This is a genomic window from Desmonostoc muscorum LEGE 12446 (genome assembly GCF_015207005.2).
Taxonomy (GTDB): Bacteria; Cyanobacteriota; Cyanobacteriia; order Cyanobacteriales; family Nostocaceae; genus Nostoc; species Nostoc muscorum.
Window position 1 is genome coordinate 4,157,012 of sequence record NZ_JADEXS020000001.1, and the last position, 18,952, is coordinate 4,175,963.

Annotated in this window: 14 protein-coding genes and 2 pseudogenes; 6 read left to right on the forward strand and 10 right to left on the reverse strand. The window is 40.4% G+C overall.

The features are described from left to right. The first annotated feature begins 14 nt into the window (after positions 1 to 14). From IQ276_RS17805 to IQ276_RS17820, 4 genes are all read left to right on the forward strand, one after another. Entirely contained in the window at positions 15 to 4,733 is a 4,719-nt protein-coding gene (locus IQ276_RS17805; protein ID WP_235115752.1) for a WD40 repeat domain-containing protein, read from the forward strand. A gap of 109 nt (positions 4,734 to 4,842) precedes the next feature. After that, entirely contained in the window at positions 4,843 to 5,019 is a 177-nt protein-coding gene (locus IQ276_RS17810) for a ribbon-helix-helix domain-containing protein (protein WP_228043135.1), read from the forward strand. 353 nt (positions 5,020 to 5,372) lie between these two features. Then, the gene (locus tag IQ276_RS17815) at positions 5,373 to 6,011 is read left to right on the forward strand and encodes a histidine phosphatase family protein (RefSeq protein WP_193918034.1); all 639 of its coding nucleotides are present in this window, start codon (positions 5,373 to 5,375) and stop codon (positions 6,009 to 6,011) included. A 580-nt stretch (positions 6,012 to 6,591) separates the two neighbouring features. Further along, the gene (locus IQ276_RS17820) at positions 6,592 to 7,266 is read left to right on the forward strand and encodes an HAD family hydrolase (RefSeq protein ID WP_235115753.1); all 675 of its coding nucleotides are present in this window, start codon (positions 6,592 to 6,594) and stop codon (positions 7,264 to 7,266) included. Between the two features lie 298 nt (positions 7,267 to 7,564). Here IQ276_RS17820 and IQ276_RS17825 read toward each other — a convergent pair whose 3' ends face one another. Beyond that, positions 7,565 to 8,932, reverse strand: a complete 1,368-nt coding sequence (locus IQ276_RS17825) for a cytochrome P450 (protein WP_193913969.1) — start codon at positions 8,930 to 8,932, stop codon at positions 7,565 to 7,567. A 154-nt stretch (positions 8,933 to 9,086) separates the two neighbouring features. Continuing rightward, entirely contained in the window at positions 9,087 to 9,755 is a 669-nt protein-coding gene (locus IQ276_RS17830; RefSeq protein WP_193913968.1) for a 2OG-Fe dioxygenase family protein, read from the reverse strand. 306 nt (positions 9,756 to 10,061) lie between these two features. Between IQ276_RS17830 and sfsA the strand changes: the two genes are divergently transcribed. Beyond that, positions 10,062 to 10,787 carry a DNA/RNA nuclease SfsA gene (gene sfsA, locus IQ276_RS17835; protein WP_193913971.1) on the forward strand — a complete coding sequence of 242 codons (726 nt, stop codon included), beginning with the start codon at positions 10,062 to 10,064 and terminating at the stop codon, positions 10,785 to 10,787. 308 nt (positions 10,788 to 11,095) lie between these two features. Here the strand turns inward: sfsA and IQ276_RS17840 are convergent, their stop codons facing one another. From IQ276_RS17840 to IQ276_RS17860, 5 genes are all read right to left on the reverse strand, one after another. Then, complete coding sequence (locus tag IQ276_RS17840) at positions 11,096 to 11,497, reverse strand: fasciclin domain-containing protein (protein ID WP_193913967.1); 402 nt, start codon at positions 11,495 to 11,497, stop codon at positions 11,096 to 11,098. Positions 11,498 to 11,785: 288 nt separating this feature from the next. Beyond that, complete coding sequence (locus IQ276_RS17845; protein ID WP_193913966.1) at positions 11,786 to 13,021, reverse strand: nucleotidyltransferase domain-containing protein; 1,236 nt, start codon at positions 13,019 to 13,021, stop codon at positions 11,786 to 11,788. 3 nt (positions 13,022 to 13,024) lie between these two features. Next, positions 13,025 to 14,842, reverse strand: a complete 1,818-nt coding sequence (locus IQ276_RS17850; RefSeq protein WP_193913965.1) for an ABC transporter ATP-binding protein — start codon at positions 14,840 to 14,842, stop codon at positions 13,025 to 13,027. 3 nt (positions 14,843 to 14,845) lie between these two features. Beyond that, positions 14,846 to 15,289: a lasso peptide biosynthesis B2 protein gene (locus tag IQ276_RS17855; protein WP_193913964.1), complete on the reverse strand. Its 444-nt coding sequence runs from the start codon at positions 15,287 to 15,289 to the stop codon at positions 14,846 to 14,848. Further along, positions 15,289 to 15,432: a hypothetical protein gene (locus IQ276_RS17860; protein ID WP_444880231.1), complete on the reverse strand. Its 144-nt coding sequence runs from the start codon at positions 15,430 to 15,432 to the stop codon at positions 15,289 to 15,291. The genes IQ276_RS17855 and IQ276_RS17860 overlap by 1 nt, the downstream gene beginning before the upstream one ends. 622 nt (positions 15,433 to 16,054) lie before the next feature. Between IQ276_RS17860 and IQ276_RS17865 the strand changes: the two genes are divergently transcribed. Next, entirely contained in the window at positions 16,055 to 16,966 is a 912-nt protein-coding gene (locus tag IQ276_RS17865; protein ID WP_373690548.1) for a beta-1,6-N-acetylglucosaminyltransferase, read from the forward strand. 27 nt (positions 16,967 to 16,993) lie between these two features. Here IQ276_RS17865 and IQ276_RS17870 read toward each other — a convergent pair. The 3 genes and pseudogenes from IQ276_RS17870 to IQ276_RS17880 form a co-directional block, all read right to left on the reverse strand. Beyond that, positions 16,994 to 17,095: pseudogene (locus IQ276_RS17870) on the reverse strand (IS4 family transposase); the annotation flags it as partial. A gap of 50 nt (positions 17,096 to 17,145) precedes the next feature. Continuing rightward, positions 17,146 to 18,072, reverse strand: a pseudogene (locus IQ276_RS17875) (NAD-dependent epimerase/dehydratase family protein); the annotation flags it as partial. Then, positions 18,032 to 18,931: a glycosyltransferase family 2 protein gene (locus tag IQ276_RS17880; RefSeq protein WP_193913960.1), complete on the reverse strand. Its 900-nt coding sequence runs from the start codon at positions 18,929 to 18,931 to the stop codon at positions 18,032 to 18,034. The pseudogene IQ276_RS17875 and the gene IQ276_RS17880, both read right to left, overlap by 41 nt. Between the last annotated feature and the right edge of the window lie 21 nt (positions 18,932 to 18,952).

Here is an 18,952-nt window from a genome sequence, read left to right on the forward strand (position 1 = left end):
TTAGCGGTGTCAGCATGAGCAATCAGCAAGATCCAGAAAATTTAGCGCCTAACAATGAGCGTTCATTACAAACTCTCGTGCGAACAATTACCCTTTCTCAGGGAGAATTTGCGCTGATTTTATTGCGTTGTAACTATGCTGATTTACGTCAGCGCATGGTGGAACAACTGCACCAAATCTCTCCTGTGAGAATACGCGAAATTACTTTACCTGCATCAGTTAAAACGCTTTACACAAATATTCGTGAACAACTGGGAGATGAACAGCCACCTGCATTGATGGTTTTTGGTTTGGAGTCAGTTAAAAATATTGATGCAGTTTTAACTTCGGCTAACCAAGTACGGGAGGAATTTAGAAAAAACTTTGAATTTCCGATATTGTTGTGGGTTAATGATTCAGTTATGCAAAAATTTATTCGTTTAGCAACTGATTTAGAGAATTGGGCAACTATCATTGAATTTGAAAACCCTACGGATGAGTTAGTCAACTTTCTCCAGCAAAAAACTGATGAAATCTTTGCTGATGATGTAACACCTAATCCTCAAATATGCCAGGAACTAGAAACCGCTCTTCAAGATTTGCAAAGCCGTGAAGAAGTATTAGAACCAGTACTACAAGCAAGTTTAGAATTTGTGCTTGGTTTGAATGATTATTTACATGACCGCGTAGGTTCTGCCTTAGCACATTATCAAATAAGTTTAAGTTTTTGGCAGCAAAGTAATTATTTAGAACGACAAGGTATTTTACTCGTTAATATTGCTTTAGCTTATAATCGCCAAGCTGAAAAAAATCATGCAGAAAATCAACGTTATTGGCAAGAGTCAAAAGGTTATCTACAGCAAGCTATTAATGTTTTTGAGCAAGCACAACGTTGGGATTTAGTTGCGAAACATATTACTAAACTGGGTGAAGTGCTGCGATATTTACAAGCATGGTCAGAGTTACAAAGCCTTGTGGACAAATCTCTGCCGCTACATCAAAATTATGGCACGTTGTTGCAATTGGCTCAAGATTATGGTTTTGTGGCAGAGATAGCCTTAGAACAGTCACGGTGGGATGAAGCTAATCAACTCGCAAGGCAAGCATTACAAATATTAGCTGAGATACCTAATTTACAATCACATGAATTTGCTTTATATCGGTTTATTTTAGCAAAATCACAACAGGGTTTAGGTGAAGTTACAGCAGCAATTACTAATTTAGAAGCTGCGAAAAATGAAAGTAATCATCAATACAACCCACAATTATATATATCTATATTAGAGAGGTTACGCTTACTATACTTTGAGCAAGGTGAATATCTAGCTGCTTTTAATATTAAGCAAGATCAACTACAAATAGAACAACAGTATGGTTTCCGCGCCTTTGTTGGTGCATCTTATCTAAATCCCCAGCGACAGGCAATTAGTTCTGCACAGTTGCAAGTTGAAAACCCAGAAACCATTGCTCAAGAAATTGCTGCTTCTGGACGGGGACAAGATGTTAAGCGTTTGCGACAAAGAATTAGCGGGACTGAGCATAAATTGACTGTAATTCATGGTCAGTCAGGAGTGGGTAAAAGTTCAATTTTACAGGGTGGATTAATCCCAGCATTGCAACAGCAAGCAATTGGTGAACGAGATGCTTTACCTATTTTGCTGCGAGTTTATACAGATTGGGTGGGAATGTTGGGGCAGAGTTTGGCTAGAGTTTTTGAGGAAGTTAGAGGTAATAAATTATCTGTTAATCTTGATTCTTCAGCAGCTATTTTAGAACAATTACGGAAAAATGCCGACAGAAATTTGTTGACGGTTTTAATGTTTGACCAGTTTGAGGAGTTTTTCTTTGTTTATGTAGACCAAAGTCAAAGGCGAGTATTTTATGAGTTTTTGCGAGTCTGCTTAGATATTCCTTTTCTCAAGATTGTTTTATCATTACGAGAAGATTATTTACATTATTTATTAGAGTTAGACCGTTTGTTTGATTTGAGTGTAATTAATAATAATATTCTTGATAAAAATATTCGCTATTATTTAGGTAACTTTTCACCAGCCGATGCCAAGGCAGTTGTGCAGAGTTTGACAGAACGCTCTCACTTTTGTCTGGAAACTGATTTGATTGATGAATTAGTGCAGGATTTAGCAGGTGATTTGGGTGAGGTACGCCCAATTGAGTTACAAATTGTGGGGACGCAATTACAAACTGAGAAAATTACAACTTTAGAAAAGTATCGTCAGTTTGGCACTAAAGAAAAACTGGTTGAGCGATTTCTAGAAGAAGTTATTCATGATTGTGGCACGGAGAATGAACAGGTTGCCCGACTGGTTTTATATTTACTCACAGATGAAAATGGTACTCGTCCTTTAAAAACTCGTGCTGAGTTAGTAGCAGATTTGGTCGCAGAAGTTGAAAAATTAGATTTAGTGTTAGAAATTTTTGTGGCATCAAGGTTAGTGTTGCTATTACCAGAATCACCTGCTGACCGTTATCAATTGGTGCATGATTATCTCGTGTCGTTTATTCGCCAACAACAGGACAATGGAATATTAGCAGAACTAAATAGAGAGCGAGAACAACGCTTGCAAGCAGAGGAAAGAATTAAAACGGTAAGGGAAGAAATAAAAACTGTTGAGGTAAAATTACAACAAGTCCAAACCACTCTCGAACAAGCCGAAGCAAAACTTACAGAAGCACAGAGAGCAACAGAAGCAGCAGAAGCAGCACGTAAAGAAGCACAAAAGGCAACTGAATTAGAACGGGCTGGAGTTAATGCTTTAAGGCAGTCTGAGTATGCCGGGTTAGAATTGCTAGTGTCAGCAGTGCAGAGTGCTAAAGAGTTAAAAACTTTGGTCAAAGATGGTCGTCCTTTAGAAAAATATCCAGCTATCAGCCCTATTTTTGCTTTGGATAGTATTCTCAATAAAATTAAAGAACGTAACCAGTTCCAAGGGCATCAAGGCTATGTCTATAGTGTGAGTTTCAGCCCGAACGGCAAAACCATCGCTACGGCATCACTTGACAAGACAGCGCGGTTGTGGAACCTGCAAGGGCAACTGCTGCAAGAATTCAAAGGGCATCAAGGCGGTGTCGGTAGTGTGAGTTTCAGCCCGGACGGCAAAACCATCGCCACAGCATCTTCTGACAAGACAGCGCGGTTGTGGAACCTGCAAGGGCAACTGCTGCAAGAATTCAAAGGGCATCAAGACGAAGTCAATAATGTGAGTTTCAGCCCGGACGGCAAAACCATCGCCACGGCATCACTTGACAAGACAGCACGGTTGTGGAACCTGCAAGGGCAATTGCTGCAAGAATTCAAAGGGCATCAAGGCTATGTCTATAGTATGAGTTTCAGCCCGGACGGCAAAACCATCGCCACGGCATCTTCTGACAAGACAGCGCGGTTGTGGAACCTGCAAGGGCAACTGCTGCAAGAATTCAAAGGGCATCAAGACGAAGTCAATAATGTGAGTTTCAGCCCGGAGGGCAAAACCATCGCCACGGCATCACTTGACAAGACAGCGGGGCTGTGGAACCTGCAAGGGCAATTGCTGCAAGAATTCAAAGGGCATCAAGACTATATCTATAGTGTGAGTTTTAGCCCGGACGGCAAAACCATCGCCACGGCATCACTTGACAACACAGCGCGGTTGTGGAACCTGCAAGGGCAACTGCTGCAAGAACTCAAAGGGCATCGACACAGAGTCAATAGTGTGAGTTTCAGCCCGGACGGCAAAACCATCGCCACGGCATCACTTGACAACACAGCGCGGTTGTGGATGCTCAACGGGCAACTGCTGCAAGAATTCCAAGGGCATCAAGCCGAAGTCTATAGTGTGAGTTTCAGCCCGGACGGCAAAACCATCGCCACGGCATCACTTGACAACACAGCGCGGTTGTGGAACCTGCAAGGGCAACTGCTGCAAGAATTCAAAGGGCATCAAGCCTATATCTGGGATGTGAGTTTCAGCCCGGACGGTAAAACCATCGCCACGGCATCACTTGACAAGACAGCGCGGTTGTGGACGCTCAATGGGCAACTGCTGCAAGAATTTAAAGGGCATCAAGAGAGAGTCTATGGTGTGAGTTTCAGCCCGGACGGCAAAACCATCGCCACGGCATCAGAGGACAAGACAGCGCGGTTGTGGACGCTCAACGGGCAACTGCTACAAGAATTCAAAGGGCATCAAGGCATTCTCAACAGTTTGAGTTTCAGCCCGGACGGCAAAACCATCGCCACGGCATCATCTGACAACACAGCGCGGTTGTGGACGCTCAACGGGCAACTGCTACAAGAATTCAAAGGGCATCAAGGCAGTGTCAACAGTGTGAGTTTCAGCCCGGACGGTAAAACCATCGCCACGACATCATCTGACAGCACAGCGCGGTTGTGGATGCTCAATGGGCAACTGCTGCAAGAATTCAAAGGGCATCAAGGCAGAGTCTGGGGTGTGAGTTTCAGCCCGGACGGCAAGACCATTGCCACGGCATCACTTGACAACACAGCGCGGTTGTGGACGCTCAGCGGGCAACTGCTGCAAGAATTCAAAGGACATCAAGGCTTTGTCTTAAGTGTGAGTTTCAGCCCGGACGGCAAAACCATCGCCACGGCATCAGCTGACAAGACAGCGCGGTTGTGGCCTGTGCAGAGTTTAGACCAATTGCTATTGCGGGGTTGCAATTGGCTGCATGATTATTTGCAGAATAACCCGAATTTGAGTCAGAGCGATCGCCATCTCTGCGACGATATCAAGTAAAAGCCAAGCGATCGCACTTTCTAGAATTATCTTAGCCGATGCCTACGGGGGTAAACTACGCTTTTTTTGCACAATTGTACACACTATAGATGAGATGTGTACAATAAAATTGCCGTGCAAAACAGAGCGAAAAATTATACATCGCCGGATTAATATCACCTTGCCAGATGAGACAATTGAACTAATCCATCGAGTCATTGAAAAAGGTGATCGCAGTCGATTCATCAACGAAGCTGTGCAATATTATATTGCTCAAAAAAGCTTAGCAATCTTAGAGAACAGTTAAAAAACGCAGCCATTCAACGCGCAGAACGTGATTTGGGTTTAGTACAAGAATGGTTTGACTTGGAAGAAGAATTGTGGCACAGAAACGAAAAGTAAATTATCCCAAACGTAGTGAAGTATAGTTAGTCAATTTCGCTCTAACTATTAGTACAGAGATTAAAAAAACACGCCCAGCTTTAATCTTACAAAACGATATACTAACCCAAACCGCTACTTTTGTCTTCGATTTCAAAAGTTTGTGGGGGAATTGACTTTTTTGGTTGATTACTTTGTTCTGGTGTCACATACTCGATTGCGAGATTGATGATATTTTATTTTTGGACAAACTCTTTTATCCCAATTCCGATACAAGCTATGACACTCAATTTATATTTACTGCGACATGGAGAAACTACTTTTAGTCAAAGTGGTAATTTCTGCGGTAAAACTGATGCGGAGTTGACAAGAGAAGGGATGCAGATGGCAGGGAGTTTTGCCGATGTTTATCAAAAATTGAAGTGGGAGGGTGTTTATGTTAGCCCGATGAAGCGCACAATTGCAACTGCCAAGCCATTTTGCGATCGTATTGGCATAAATATGCAGTTGCGTGACGGACTTAGAGAAGGTAGCTACGGCGAATGGGAAACGTATAGTAAATCGTTTGTCCAAGAGAATTACGCCCAAAACTATTTAAAATGGTTGACAGAACCCGCTTGGAATGCGCCACTAGGTGGAGAAACTGCGGTAGATATTGCTAACCGTTCTATGCCTGTAATTGCTGAAATTCAAGAAAAACATCCCCAAGGTAATGTTTTAGTAGTTTCCCATAAAGCCACGATTCGGATTATGCTTTGCAGTTTACTGGGAATTGATTTAGGACGCTATCGCTATCGGGTGAATATTTTGGTCGCGTCGGTAAGTATGGTTAAATTTGATGTTAATGGTCCTTTGTTAGAAATATTAGGCGATCGCCATCATATACCGGATGATATTCGCTCTCGTCCGGGAACATAATATTCCCTACTAGTACAGCACGGCGGAAATAAACAGACGGCTACCTGTAATACACAACTCGAATTACCCCCCTTAATCCCCCCTTATAAAGGCAGGGCTGTTTCATTCCATTTCAAACAGGATTTGTCAAGATGGTTAGCAAGAAAATTGTAAGTAAGCGTGACGAAGAGATGAACATTTAAGCACTGAAATATCAGTAAAATAGTTGGTTTCATCGGCACGCCAGTAACAAAATAACTAATTTTTAATCGCTAGAACCCTTGATTTTTAAAGCTCTTTGGGGAATGAATCAGCCCTGCCTTATAAAGGGGGGAAACTGGAAAATCTAGTTCCCTCCCCTTTATAAGGGGAGGGTTAGGGTGGGGTAAAATTCAGGTTTTTAAGCGCTTCAAACTTGTGTGTACACCGTAGCCGCAAGCGAGGAGGGGAGCGTTTGCTCCCAGCAAATGCTCTTTAGGGGACTGTATTGCAACGAAGTGAGAACCGCTACATAACCCCTTTCTCTTCTGTTGGGACGATGAAGTAAAATATTTATCATGCCATCATCAGCTATGAAGTAAAACGTCAGGCGAGGTTTTTCATGGCATTAGAAGGGGTAATTTTAGATATTGATGGCACGCTGGTTTTAAGTAATGATGTTCATGCAAATTCCTGGGTAGAGGCATTTGCAGCTTATGACTTGGAAGTGCCATTTGAAACAGTCAGACCACTCATGGGCATGGGTGGAGACCAACTGATTCCCAAAGTAGCGCCAGAATTAAATAGTGAGGAAGGAACTGGTAAAGCGATCGCTAAACTACGCAAAGAACTATTATTTGATAAATATATACCGCAAATTACTGCTGCCAATGGAAGCAGGGAGTTAATATTAAAGATGCAAAAATCAGGATTGCATCTGGTTGTTGCAAGTTCAGCGAGTTCTGAAGAACTTGAGATCATGCTCAAAATTGCCCAAGTAGATGATTTGCTCTCGGAAGTCACTACATCCGATGATGCCGAAGCATCTAAACCTGCTCCTGACATTGTAGAAGCCGCCTTAAAGAAAGGAAAAATGATACCTGATAAAGTAGTGATGCTAGGAGATTCTCCCTACGATATTGAGTCTGCCGGCAAAGCAGGGGTAGGTGTGATTGCTTTGCGCTGCGGTGGCTTTAACGATGAGCAACTGTCCCAAGCCCTGGCAATTTATGATGACCCAGAAGATTTGCTACAGCACTATGATTTTTGTATTCTGGGCGCAAATTTAGAATTATGAATTATACTAATTCGTAATTCGTAATTCGTAATTCGTAATTAATACACACTATAAAAAGCTTGATCCAGTTTGTTTCCAAAGCTTTAATCTACTACTCAAACAATACTAACTTTGACAATTGGGTATTATGAATTCAGTGTGAAAATATGCTCTAGGTCTAGCTACTAGACCTAGATTGTGTACTTGATCGCACTCGTTTAAATTATTTTAGGCGATGCCTACGGCGGTAAACTACGCTTTTAGATAAAATCCGAATTTCTTAATTACGAATTACGAATTACGAATTACGAATTGGTATTTACACACCCACAGCAGTTTTCACCTTTTGCCGCTGTTCGGTTGCAATTAACCACTTACCGCCAGAAGGGCCTAAAGTTATGCCACGACGCATCGGTTTAACTGGATAATTGTCAACTAATGCTAAATTCATTTGTGATAACACAGTTGCCAATACCAACTTCATTTCAAACATCGCAAACGCCATGCCAATACAGGTACGATTACCGCCGCCAAAGGGTAAATATTCGTACTGAGAATACTGGCGTTCTAAAAATCTTTCTGGCTTAAACTGCTTTGGTTCTGGGTATAAATCTTCGCGGTGATGCATTAAATATATAGAACCTGTGAGCAATGTCCCTGGTTGAAGTTCATAGCCCATAATTTCTATTGGTGTCTTGACTATGCGAGGGATAGTAAGCATGATGATTGGGTAAATACGGAGTGTCTCTTGGCATACCGCAGTTAGATAAGGTAAGCGAGAAACTTCATTCCAATCAGGATTTTCGTTAACATTATCTAACTCGGTTAGCAGCTTTTCTCGTACTTCTGGCAAATGATGAATCCAATAAATTGCCCATGTCAAGGCTGAAGCGGTGGTTTCATGACCGGCGACTAACAAAGTCATTAACTCATCGCGCAACTCAACATCAGTCATGGGTTCACCATTCACGTCACGCGCCGACATCATCAACGAGAGAATATCACTGCGAGAAGCATCTGGGTTATCTCTGCGTTCTTGAATCTCGCTGTAAAGGAGTTCGTCAATTTGCCGCATTTGAAGCAAAAATTTTCCCCAAGGACTCCAGTTACCCCAATCTACTTGCAGTGCGCGAATAAATGTGACGGAAGCACGCAAGGGGGAACCAGATAACTCCAGAACGGAACGCAACAGTCCTGACAATTTTGTGAAACGTTCTCCTTTATTTAGACCAAATACAGCTTGGAGTATGACTTTGAGCGAGATTTCTTGCATGGAGTCACGGATAGAAAAAGGTTCGCCAATTTTCCAACTACTGATGACTTCATGAGTGATATCAGCAATAATTTGACCGTAAGCTTTCATGCGATCGCCATGAAAAGGCGGCGTCAATAATCGCCGCTGTCGTTGGTGAGATGCACCAGATAGCAAGATTAACGAGTTTTCACCCAACAAAGATTTTAAAAGTTGCGCTGAACCTTTAGCGTCTAATTGCTCAAGTGGAGCTGTAAAAATCTGCCCAATTGCTTGGGGATTACTAAACAATACCATTGGGCTGTTACCAGTTAGCTGTAGCGAAAAACATTCGCCATGCGCCTTTGCAGATGTTTCCATCAGTTTCAAAGGATTAAAAATCCACTGAAGCAACTGTATAAATTTTGGACTTTGTGGACTCTCTGGCAGTTTCATAAAAAATACTCCGATTAGTTCTATTTACACTAACTTAGCAGAAGCAAAATTAAGATGTTCTTTTTGAACAAGAATTCAGTGAGGTACAAATAATCGTAGGGGCACAACATGTTGTGCCCCTACCTGTGTACTTCATTTATCTGAAATACTAAAATTATTCAGTAAGCAAGCTAGGAGAAGTTAACACAAACACATCCCTACTTCCTTGAGCAGCAATCTCTGGTTTGATGGGAGTGGTGAAGTGGAAAAAATCATGATCGTTGACTAATAAAAGTTCTCCAGAATTTAGAATTTTACTAAATACAGGCTTTTCTTTTTTGGCAGCATATAAGTGTGTTTCTCCACCTTGAATATTATCTCTATCTACTGAGAAAATCCCAATAAAATCAGTACCATCTTGATGGATACCTTCAGGTGCAGGATTACCTAAATTATCTGGCGAACAAATAGTTCTGATTTGATGAACTCCGATTTCTGCTTCCGGATGAAGTTTACAAGAATCAGTAAATGCTAAGACAAGATTTCTAAAAATATCAAGCTCTATGAGAGCATCATCTAATTCTGCAAACTCTCTTTTGATGTCGCCTAATAATGGATTATACTCTTTACTTTGGAAAAGGTAGCCATGAGGTAATTTAATTAACTGATCCTCAGAAACTATAAACCGAGATAATCTTCTCGAACGATAGTTGCCTTTGATGTAAGGATCAATAGGCATATTACTAAAAAATGGCTTGAAACCTTCTACATTAATTGAATTAACTTTTCTTAAAGTAAACAGAAAAGCGTATTCTAATTCCGTTGCTGTCCACACTTTTTGCATAGGATTTACCTCCTTGCACGTTGAATTTCTCCCGGATTTTTCTTTATGGGAGGGTTATGACACTTAGTATATGCTACTTTTTATTAATATGTTGTCAATTTGACTACAAAAATTGACAATCCATGATATATAAAGCCAAATTTCATCATCGGGTGTAGAGACGTTGCAATGCAACGTCTCTACATCTGTTTGAATAGGGAAAAATTGTGGAGTGTGGGGTATAATATCTGATTCGCCAACAGTTGTTATGAACTGAAATAATCTAAAATCTAAAATCCAAAATCCAAAATTATAGAAGGTTTGATGATGATTGATTGGCTTTATCGCTACCCGCCTTTGTATCCGGGTATTCTGCTAAAACGTTACAAGCGGTTTTTTGTAGACGTTCAACTTACTTCTGGCGAGATAGTGACAGCACACTGTCCGAATACAGGGCCGATGACTGGAGTATCGACTCCCCTAAGTGCGGTACAGCTTTCTAAAAGTGATAATCCAAACCGCAAGTTGGCTTATACCTTAGAACTAATTCAGGTACATGACAACGAGCCAACTTGGGTAGGTGTGAATACTGTTTTGCCCAATCGGGTGGTAAAGTTAGCTTTGGCGAAATATCTTTTTCCGGAATTGGGCGAATATAGCCAAATTAAGGGTGAAGTGGTTTATGGACTAGATAATAAAAGTCGAGTGGATTTTTTCTTGACAGGAAGTGGCGAGGAACGCCCAATTTATTTAGAAGTGAAAAATACAACTTTTTCTGACGGGAGATTAGCTTTATTTCCGGACACCGAAACTACCAGAGGACAAAAGCACTTGCGAGAATTAATGGCGCTGTTGCCTTTAACGCGTGCGGTGATGCTTTATTTTATCAATCGCAGTGATTGTACAGAATTTTCCCCTGGCGATCGCACTGACCCAGTATATGGTAAATTATTACGGCAGGCGATCGCTCTTGGTTTAGAAGTGTTACCTTGCCGTTTTGACATTTCCCCCGAAGGTATACGTTACTTGGGTTTGGCAAAACTGAAAATTTGATTCCCCTAGTTCAAACAATAAATCCATCTAGGCACTATCTAGATGGATTTATTCGTAGCTGGCGTTTACTAAAAAACGTTCAAACAGTAATGGAGAAGGAACTTATAGATAGTCACCGCCCCAAAAATAGCATTTGCTATTTCGACCCTCCGAATTTTAGATTTTAAATTTTGGATTTTGGATTATTCTTTCGGTTCGAGTAAGCCCCTTGTGGGCGGAATAAATCTAAAATCCCCAGCTGCAACCCAAGGGTGGATGCAGTAAATCTAAAATCTAAAATCCAAAATCTAAAATTGTTTGACGTTTGCTTATGCAGGAATCAAAACTGTATCAATGACATGGATAACGCCGTTATCAGCAGCAACATCTGCGGTTGCAACTTTTGCATCATTTATCTTGACGCCATTGGAAGCATCAATTTTTACATCTGAACCTTCAACTGTTTTAGCTGTCTTTAGTTTCGCCACATCAGCAGCTAGTACTTTACCTGAGACAACATGATAGGTCAAGATTTTCTTGAGCTTTGGAATATCTTTGAGTAACGCGTCTACTGTGCCTGCTGGAAGCTTATTAAACGCTGCATCAGTGGGTGCAAAGACGGTGAATGGGCCATCACCTTTTAGTGTATCTGCCAGACCAGCCGCTTCGATTGCTGCAACTAGTGTCTTGAAAGAACCATTATCAGTGGCAGTGTCAATTATGTTGGCCATGTGTTTTACCTAGTTCTGTGTAACCTGTTACAAATCTAAACCATATGTCCATAAAATATATCTATCATTAGAAATATCTCGAATCAATTTGTTTATTGATAAGATAAAAGTTTATACATATTTTTATACAGATAGAGAATTATATATGATCTGGGCGGATGCTTTACAAGCATTCCAGGATGCGTAGTTTACAGCCGCAGGCATCGCTGCTTTTTTTTATACAGCGGTAGGAGCGATCGCTTCTATGATTCTCGTATTTCAATATTTAGATGCGTTTGCCCTGGTAGTTTACCTATATGTACTATTAGTTATGTATCTGCTTACCAATCGTATTGGTCGGATTAAGTAGTATAGGAAATAAAGACCAGATGGCAATGGGAAAACTTCTCGGTCTTCTTGATTAGCATTAGTGATTACCAACCTGGTTGTAAAACTCAAAAATTGCCACACTAGATAAACACGAACTGGCATTCTGCTAAGTGGCCCTTTGATCATCAAATGGTGAAAAAAAAGTTTAATAAACAGTGGAGTTTTAACTTCCGTGAAAAGCTGTTTCTGCATCCGCACAGCATAAATTAAAATTGTTGGATCAATTTTGATCTGTTGTTGAATAGCCTGCTTTACTTCAACTGGTAAAGGGGTATTCAGGAGAGTGTTAACTATCAACAGACTAATAAAGAATGGTCTTTCAAGTTCTAGACTGTTTACTTGCTGCAATAATTGTTCCCAATCTAATGGTTTTTGAATACGCAATAATTCAGCTAAATCGCAAATCTGAGCCAAAGATTCTCTACCTTCATTAACTCCTCTGGCAACTTGTACAGCGAGAATGATCAACAAATCATTAGAAGACAAGTCGATGATAGATTCACCTTTGAGTGTTAAAGACCTCCTTCGTTGCCACAAAGTTTCAAAATCAGGAAGTTTAAAAGGGAAGTAAGATAAGGGAGTCAATTCACAGTGAAGATCCACCACTATTTCTGGTTTCTGGCTATGGACAAAAGTTTGTTGCCAACCATAGTAGTCAGCTTCTAGTTGATATTTCTGAGCAATCAATAATTCTTGAGCTTTGACTATATCCTGTTGTCTCACCAGAATATCTAGATCGCTAAATTGTCTCATGGCTAAGTTGCCATAAATAGAAATAGCTAAAACAAGACCTTTAAAAGGAATTGCCTGAATTTCGTGAGCTGCAAAAAGCTTAAGGATGTTAAGCAATTCGTGGCTCAAAAATAAGTTGCGGCTAGCATTAGTGTGATAATGATTCTGAAGCTGAGTTAAAACTGTTTTGGGAATAGCTTCTTTCCCAGTGGTCTTGAGACTCTGGTACAGGAGTGGTATCGTCCCATGATATGCTGCTATTTCCATGAGATATGTCCAGTCTATCTCTTGCTGGAGTATGGTATTAATTCGCTCTGCTGTTTCGGGGTCTATATGAGTTCGGGTACAACACAGAAGTAGCTCAATTTCTGGACGTTTAAACTTTGTTGGCAATTGAGTAATAGGCTTGTTTAAGGTAATCATAAATTACTTATAGTGTTGGGCTTGGGTTTCAAACAAGTTTGCATAGCTACTACCCAGATTTATCAGTTCTTCATGGGTGCCGCTTTCAATAATTGAACCGTTTGCCATCACATAGATACAGTCAGCCATTCTGACGGTTGATAAGCGATGGCTGATGAGGATAGCAGCTTGATTTTTAATCAGTTGGCGGAAATTCTGAAACACTTCTTCTTCGGCTTTCGGGTCTAGAGCGCTAGTTGGTTCATCCAACACAATTAACTGTGAATCTCGCAAAAATGCCCTTGCCAAAGCGATTTTTTGCCACTGACCGATGCTCAATTCTTCTCCTTGTTCAAACAATTTACCCAGTATGGTATCGTAACCTTGAGGTAGCTTTCTGATAACATCATCAGCACCGGAACGACGGGCAGCGGCTGTGATTTTTTCGTAGTTGAATGGCAGATTGATATTTGCCAACCAAATATTTTCTTTAGCAGTCAGATGATATTTCGTATAGTCTTGAAAAATCACACTAATTTGACGCCGGAGGCCAGCAATTTCAAATTGGCGTAAATCTATGCCATCAATGGTAATGCTACCAAAAGTCGGATCGTATAAGCGACACAAAAGCTTAATTAAAGTAGTCTTACCGGAGCCGTTTTCTCCTACTAACGCCACCACTTCTCCTGGGCGGATAGTCAGATTAATATCCTGAAGTGCCTGACGCTTCGTAGTTGCATATTGAAAGCTGACATGATTAAACACAATCCCCTTTTTCATTGGTATGGGAAGAGGTTTCGGATTTGACGGTTCTACAACCTTTGGTTTCAGGTCTAGAAATTCATATAAGTTAGCGAGAAATAGATTGTCTTCATATAAACCAGACAGACCACCCAAGAGACTTTTCAGGTCGTTTTGTCCTCGTTGCAATGCCTGGTAATAGAGTACTAAGTCACCAAAGCGGATAGTGCCTTGCATGGTTTGATAAATAATGAAACCATAGGCAGCAAAAACTAAAGTTGTCGCCGTTGCTTGGGCACCAAGATTAGCCACAGACTGTCTTTTGGTCATGGCTATGTTTTCCTGATATAGTTGGCGCCGCAAGCGTAGATACCACTGACTAAAGAAAGAACCTAAATCAAACAAGCGAATTTCTTTAGCGTGTTGCTCTGTAGTCAGTATCCGACTCAAGTACCCTGCTTGCCGTTCCTGGGCTGTCTTTTGACGCTGCCAATGATACATGATGCCGGAATATTTCACCCGCACTACCAAAGCCGGAATCGCGGCAACAAATAAGATAACTCCTATTCCCCAATGCAATGACAGTAGCAACCCCAGCATCGCCACCAAAGAGATACTACTCAAACATAGCCATGCCAAACGATGTAGGATTTGCCCCGGTCGAGAAGGAGCTTCTTTTTGCGCTCGCTGCAAGGCATCATAGTATTCAGAGTTTTCATAATACTCCAGGTCTACCTCAATTGATTTAGCATGGAGGATGTTTTGCATGTAGTCAGTGAGTTGCTGAGACTGGGCGGCATACACCAGTTCAGTCAGAGAAGAACACAGGGTAGTTACTAGGGTGATAGCGACAAAGAAGCCAAGCAAAAGTAATACTTGATTAAAGGCGGCTCCTTTATCGGCAACATTAACACTGGCAGCTATTGTATCTACGATGAGTTTGGTGAGGTAAAGAGAGAGTAGAGGCAATAAACCTTGAATAACCAAAAGTGCAACCAAAGCAATAGTCAAACGAGGACTACTGTTCCAAACTAAGCGCAACGCAGGCAGAATGCGTAAGCTTTGCTGGATTTTATATCTTAAAGTTTTGCCTGCTTTCATTTTTTAAAGATGCTCTTTTCCAAAAGATGCCAGTTGGCTAAAATTAGAAAGGTCTGCAACATCGCCAATTACAACCTGTCCCTGATTTTCTAACCACGCATGAGCCTTTAACTCTCCTTCTTGACCTTTGGCAACACCAATGCAGAGATTAGATGTATAACCGTGGCGACTCATGAAAAACTGGCAAGTCAAGGCACGCGCCAGACACTTGACACCAGGCATATAATGACTGCTCACTTCAACAGCCCAGATGATTTTGTCAATAGAGATGTGGTATTTTTCTTGGCATTTAGGTTTGGCGTTACTTAGCCTTAATAGAAGTTGATGCAAGGTTTTAAATGACAGCAACCATAAACCTAATCTAACTAATGTCAATACAATAAAAGTGTTAATTAAAAGTTGTTTTTTATGATAAGCTAGGTCGATAAATTTAGATAACTGCTTCATTAGGCTTGAACATCATCAGATGCACCAACTTTGATTAATCCAGTAAAATCTTTAAATTCTAGTTTCCAATTGTTTTTAATCCGCAGAACAAAGTATTTATTTTCCTGTACCAATTCTTGGATAAATTTTAATCCTTCGCCCAAAATATAACATATTTCGGGCTATTTTTATCGGACTTCTCTTAACATTCAACACTTCTGAGACAAAGCCTATATACAAACTTACTCCGGCAAGTACCAACTGCGATCGCTCTATCTTGGCATGGGCAACGGATATCTAGTGGTTGGCAAGTAAGCGTGTATAAAGGTTTACTGCACCAGAGTCCCTGGTTTGAGCTATCAATTTTGAATCAAAACAGGAAATTACAGACACAGCATTACCAATTTACACTTGCCTTCTTCCGCTCGACCTAACTGAACCCCTAGTAGAGAGGCCAATTGAAATTGTATAATATCTTTGATATACACGAACGTTACGTTTAGCAGTCACAAAAAGAAAAGTTAGTGGTGGTTCCCGCTCTATGGAGCGGTTTCAAGATACTGCCAATTTACTAACGGTTATGCAAACTTGCCGTCGTCAAGGACGTTCTGTAATTGACTTTTTTGACTTTTGACTTTTGACTTTTGACTTTTGACTTTTGACTTCCCCGAACGCGAGTGCGTCTCGCTCCAGAAGGGGCTGACCAAGCTATCAAAGCAATGGTTAACCCTGCTGTGCAGACCCCTTCTTTAATTCTTCTAGTTTAGACCTGAATCCTTACTCAAAATGCATAATGTTACCAATAAATCAATAGGCTTTATTTTATTAACTCATACGAAGCCTCTACAAATTTACAGGCTAATAAATAAGTTAAATAGTATGTTCAATTATCCTCTAATTGTGTGCCATCATGATTTTTCCAAATGTGATTTATCTGTAGATAGTCTGTCAAAAAATGTTTTACTAGTACGCCCTCATCTAGAAACAAAGTGGGCAGAGTTTACTCTAGTAGAAGCTACAATACGGGCACTTAAACTAATGTATGATACACTAGATGCACCGGATTGGTTTGTATTACTCAGTGGAACAGACTATCCCCTTAAAACTGCAAAGCAAATATTAGATGATTTAGTTTCTAGTCCATACGATGCTTATATTGATTACAAGCAAATCACTTATGATATTTATAAAGGTGATCGAAACTCGGATACGTTCTGGTTACAAAATTGCTATAAACGATATTGTACGAAGTCGTTTTCTTTCTGTTATTCAAAAAAATCTTTTGCTCAACTTAACTTAGAAATATGTTTGGAACATCCTCTGTTAACAAAAAGTTTCCTTCCTTTTTCAAAAAAACTTGCTTGCTTTAGCGGAAGTCAATGGTTTTGTGCCAATCGCAAAGCTGCTCAGTACATTATCGATTTTCACAGCAAGAAAACTGCCTTAACTTTGCACTACAGTAACCTTAAGTTTGCAGATGAGTCATATTTTCAAACTATACTTGCTAATGCATCTCATCTCAAGCTGTATAACGACTATCGGCGATATATTGATTGGCCGATTAGAGGCCCTCAACCAAAAATATTGCTAATGGAAGATTTGCCTAATCTGCTTGCAACATCTGCTCACTTTGCTCGGAAATTTGACATGAATATAGATAGCAATATTCTCGATGAACTTGATAGAATTACATCTTAAGTAGGTGGTTAAGTAGCTAGGCACAATTTTTGTAATTAGCTTGTCAAGTTTTAAGTGCATCTTTAAAAACTTCCACAACAATTCAACTCCCCAGCGGAATCGATAAATATCCCTAATTTCATCATCGGACTTCTCTTAACATTCAACACTTCTGAAAAAACCATAGTCGATTCTGCTGACCACTGAGGCTGGAAGTCTAAACATGAAGATATCCTGGAAATATCAGCTTGTGAATGTTGAATATCTCCTGCACGAGGAGACGCGAAATGAATCTCTGGTTCCCATTGCGGAAAATGATTTTTGAGGATATCAATCAACTGCAATAAAGAAGTAGATTTTCCAGTTCCTAAATTACAAATTAAGGATGAACCAGAGGTAACATTTACCTTTAATGCTTGAGAAAAAGCCCTCACCACGTCTTTAACATAAATAAAGTCTCTGGTTTGATTTCCATCGCCATAAATAGTAATTGGCAAGCCACGTTGCATAACATCAACAAATCGGGAAATTACGCCAGAGTAGCTTGAATTAGGAACTTGTCTAGGCCCAAATACGTTAAAAATTCGTAAGCCAACAAATGAAAAACCTAGTTGTTTAGCAAACATACTAGCGTATTGTTCACTCACAAGTTTTTGTAAGCCGTAGGGTGACATAGGAGAGGTTTTTTGCTCTTCTGAAATTGGTAATTGAGTGAGATTGCCGTATACAGATGCAGAACTGGCAAACACTAACTTAGGAATAGTTAAAGCTTGGCAAAGTTGAATCACAGCCAGGGTTGCCGAAAGATTATTGTGATGAGCCTCTAGGGGACGATACAAAGATTCTGTCACCGATGAAATAGCTGCTAAATGGGCGATTCCATCGACTTTCTCTGGAAAATCTTCTGGTTGACATATCAAAATATCTTTTTGGAGAAACGTCAGACGAGGATGTTTGGGTAAGTTCTCTAAGCGTCCAGTAGTCAGGTTATCAACTACAGTGACACGATGCCCTTCTGATAACAATTGTTCTGTAAGATGAGAGCCAATAAATCCGGCTCCGCCAGTGATAATAAAATGCATGATCTTAAATTTTCTCAGTAGATATAGATAATCGCAACTCCTCATAGCTAGCGGTTTCACCCCGCATTTCTCGATAGCGATGCAAAACTCTACGCGCTTGCTCTATTTGATGATTTTGAATATGTAAATTGGCAAGTCTGAGGTAGATATTGTAAAAGCAAGGATCGAGAAAATTCATAGGAAATTTTAGTAATTCAGGATTGCGATTGATGACTTTTTCCTTAACGCACAGGTGGCTAGTGAACATCTGCTCTTTATCTTGAGAAAGATTATTTGGCGATCGCCGATAACGTGCTAAGGGTTGATTTAAAAAGTAAATCGGAAATTTTTCAATCACACGCAGCCATAAATCGTAATCTTCACAACATCTCAGAGTTTCATCAAACAAACCCACTTTATCTAAACAGTCTCGACGCACAACAACCGTTAGGACTGGAATGTAGTTGTATCTAAAAAGAGTCCATAATACCTGAAGATTAGGGGTAGGAAATGCTGTATTGTACGAACCTGGAAACAAACCCAGTTTATCAGAAAAAAAGAGTGAATCTGAATAGATCAAACCAATGCGTGGATTGGCTTCCAAGACGGAAATCTGTTTTTCTAACTTCTGAGGTTCCCAGAGATCATCATCATCTAAAAAGGCGATATACTTCCCTCTAGCAGAGCGAATTCCAGCATTGCGAGCCGCAGATAATCCTTGATTGGCTTGATGAATAGCGGTAATGCGGCGATCGCTAAATTGAGCCAGGACTTGTGGAGTATTGTCCTGAGAACCATCGTTGATGACAATAATTTCGTAGTCTTTGTAGGTTTGTGCCAAAACGCTGTTAATTGCCTGACTGACAAGATGGCCACGCTGGTAAGTAGGAATAATAACACTGACGGCTGGCTTAAAAACTTGCATATTTAAAAATTTGCTTAGTAA

Bases quoted from the DNA above. Each gene is read 5' to 3' on its own strand.
- IQ276_RS17805 (WP_235115752.1), top strand. From the start codon at position 15: ATGAGCAATCAGCAAGATCCAGAAAATTTAGCGCCTAACAATGAGCGT.
- IQ276_RS17815 (WP_193918034.1), top strand. From the start codon at position 5,373: ATGACACTCAATTTATATTTACTGCGACATGGAGAAACTACTTTTAGT.
- IQ276_RS17820 (WP_235115753.1), top strand. From the start codon at position 6,592: ATGGCATTAGAAGGGGTAATTTTAGATATTGATGGCACGCTGGTTTTA.
- IQ276_RS17825 (WP_193913969.1), bottom strand. From the start codon at position 8,932: ATGAAACTGCCAGAGAGTCCACAAAGTCCAAAATTTATACAGTTGCTT.
- IQ276_RS17830 (WP_193913968.1), bottom strand. From the start codon at position 9,755: ATGCAAAAAGTGTGGACAGCAACGGAATTAGAATACGCTTTTCTGTTT.
- sfsA (WP_193913971.1), top strand. From the start codon at position 10,062: ATGATTGATTGGCTTTATCGCTACCCGCCTTTGTATCCGGGTATTCTG.
- IQ276_RS17840 (WP_193913967.1), bottom strand. From the start codon at position 11,497: ATGGCCAACATAATTGACACTGCCACTGATAATGGTTCTTTCAAGACA.
- IQ276_RS17845 (WP_193913966.1), bottom strand. From the start codon at position 13,021: ATGATTACCTTAAACAAGCCTATTACTCAATTGCCAACAAAGTTTAAA.
- IQ276_RS17850 (WP_193913965.1), bottom strand. From the start codon at position 14,842: ATGAAAGCAGGCAAAACTTTAAGATATAAAATCCAGCAAAGCTTACGC.
- IQ276_RS17855 (WP_193913964.1), bottom strand. From the start codon at position 15,289: ATGAAGCAGTTATCTAAATTTATCGACCTAGCTTATCATAAAAAACAA.
- IQ276_RS17865 (WP_373690548.1), top strand. From the start codon at position 16,055: ATGCATAATGTTACCAATAAATCAATAGGCTTTATTTTATTAACTCAT.
- IQ276_RS17880 (WP_193913960.1), bottom strand. From the start codon at position 18,931: ATGCAAGTTTTTAAGCCAGCCGTCAGTGTTATTATTCCTACTTACCAG.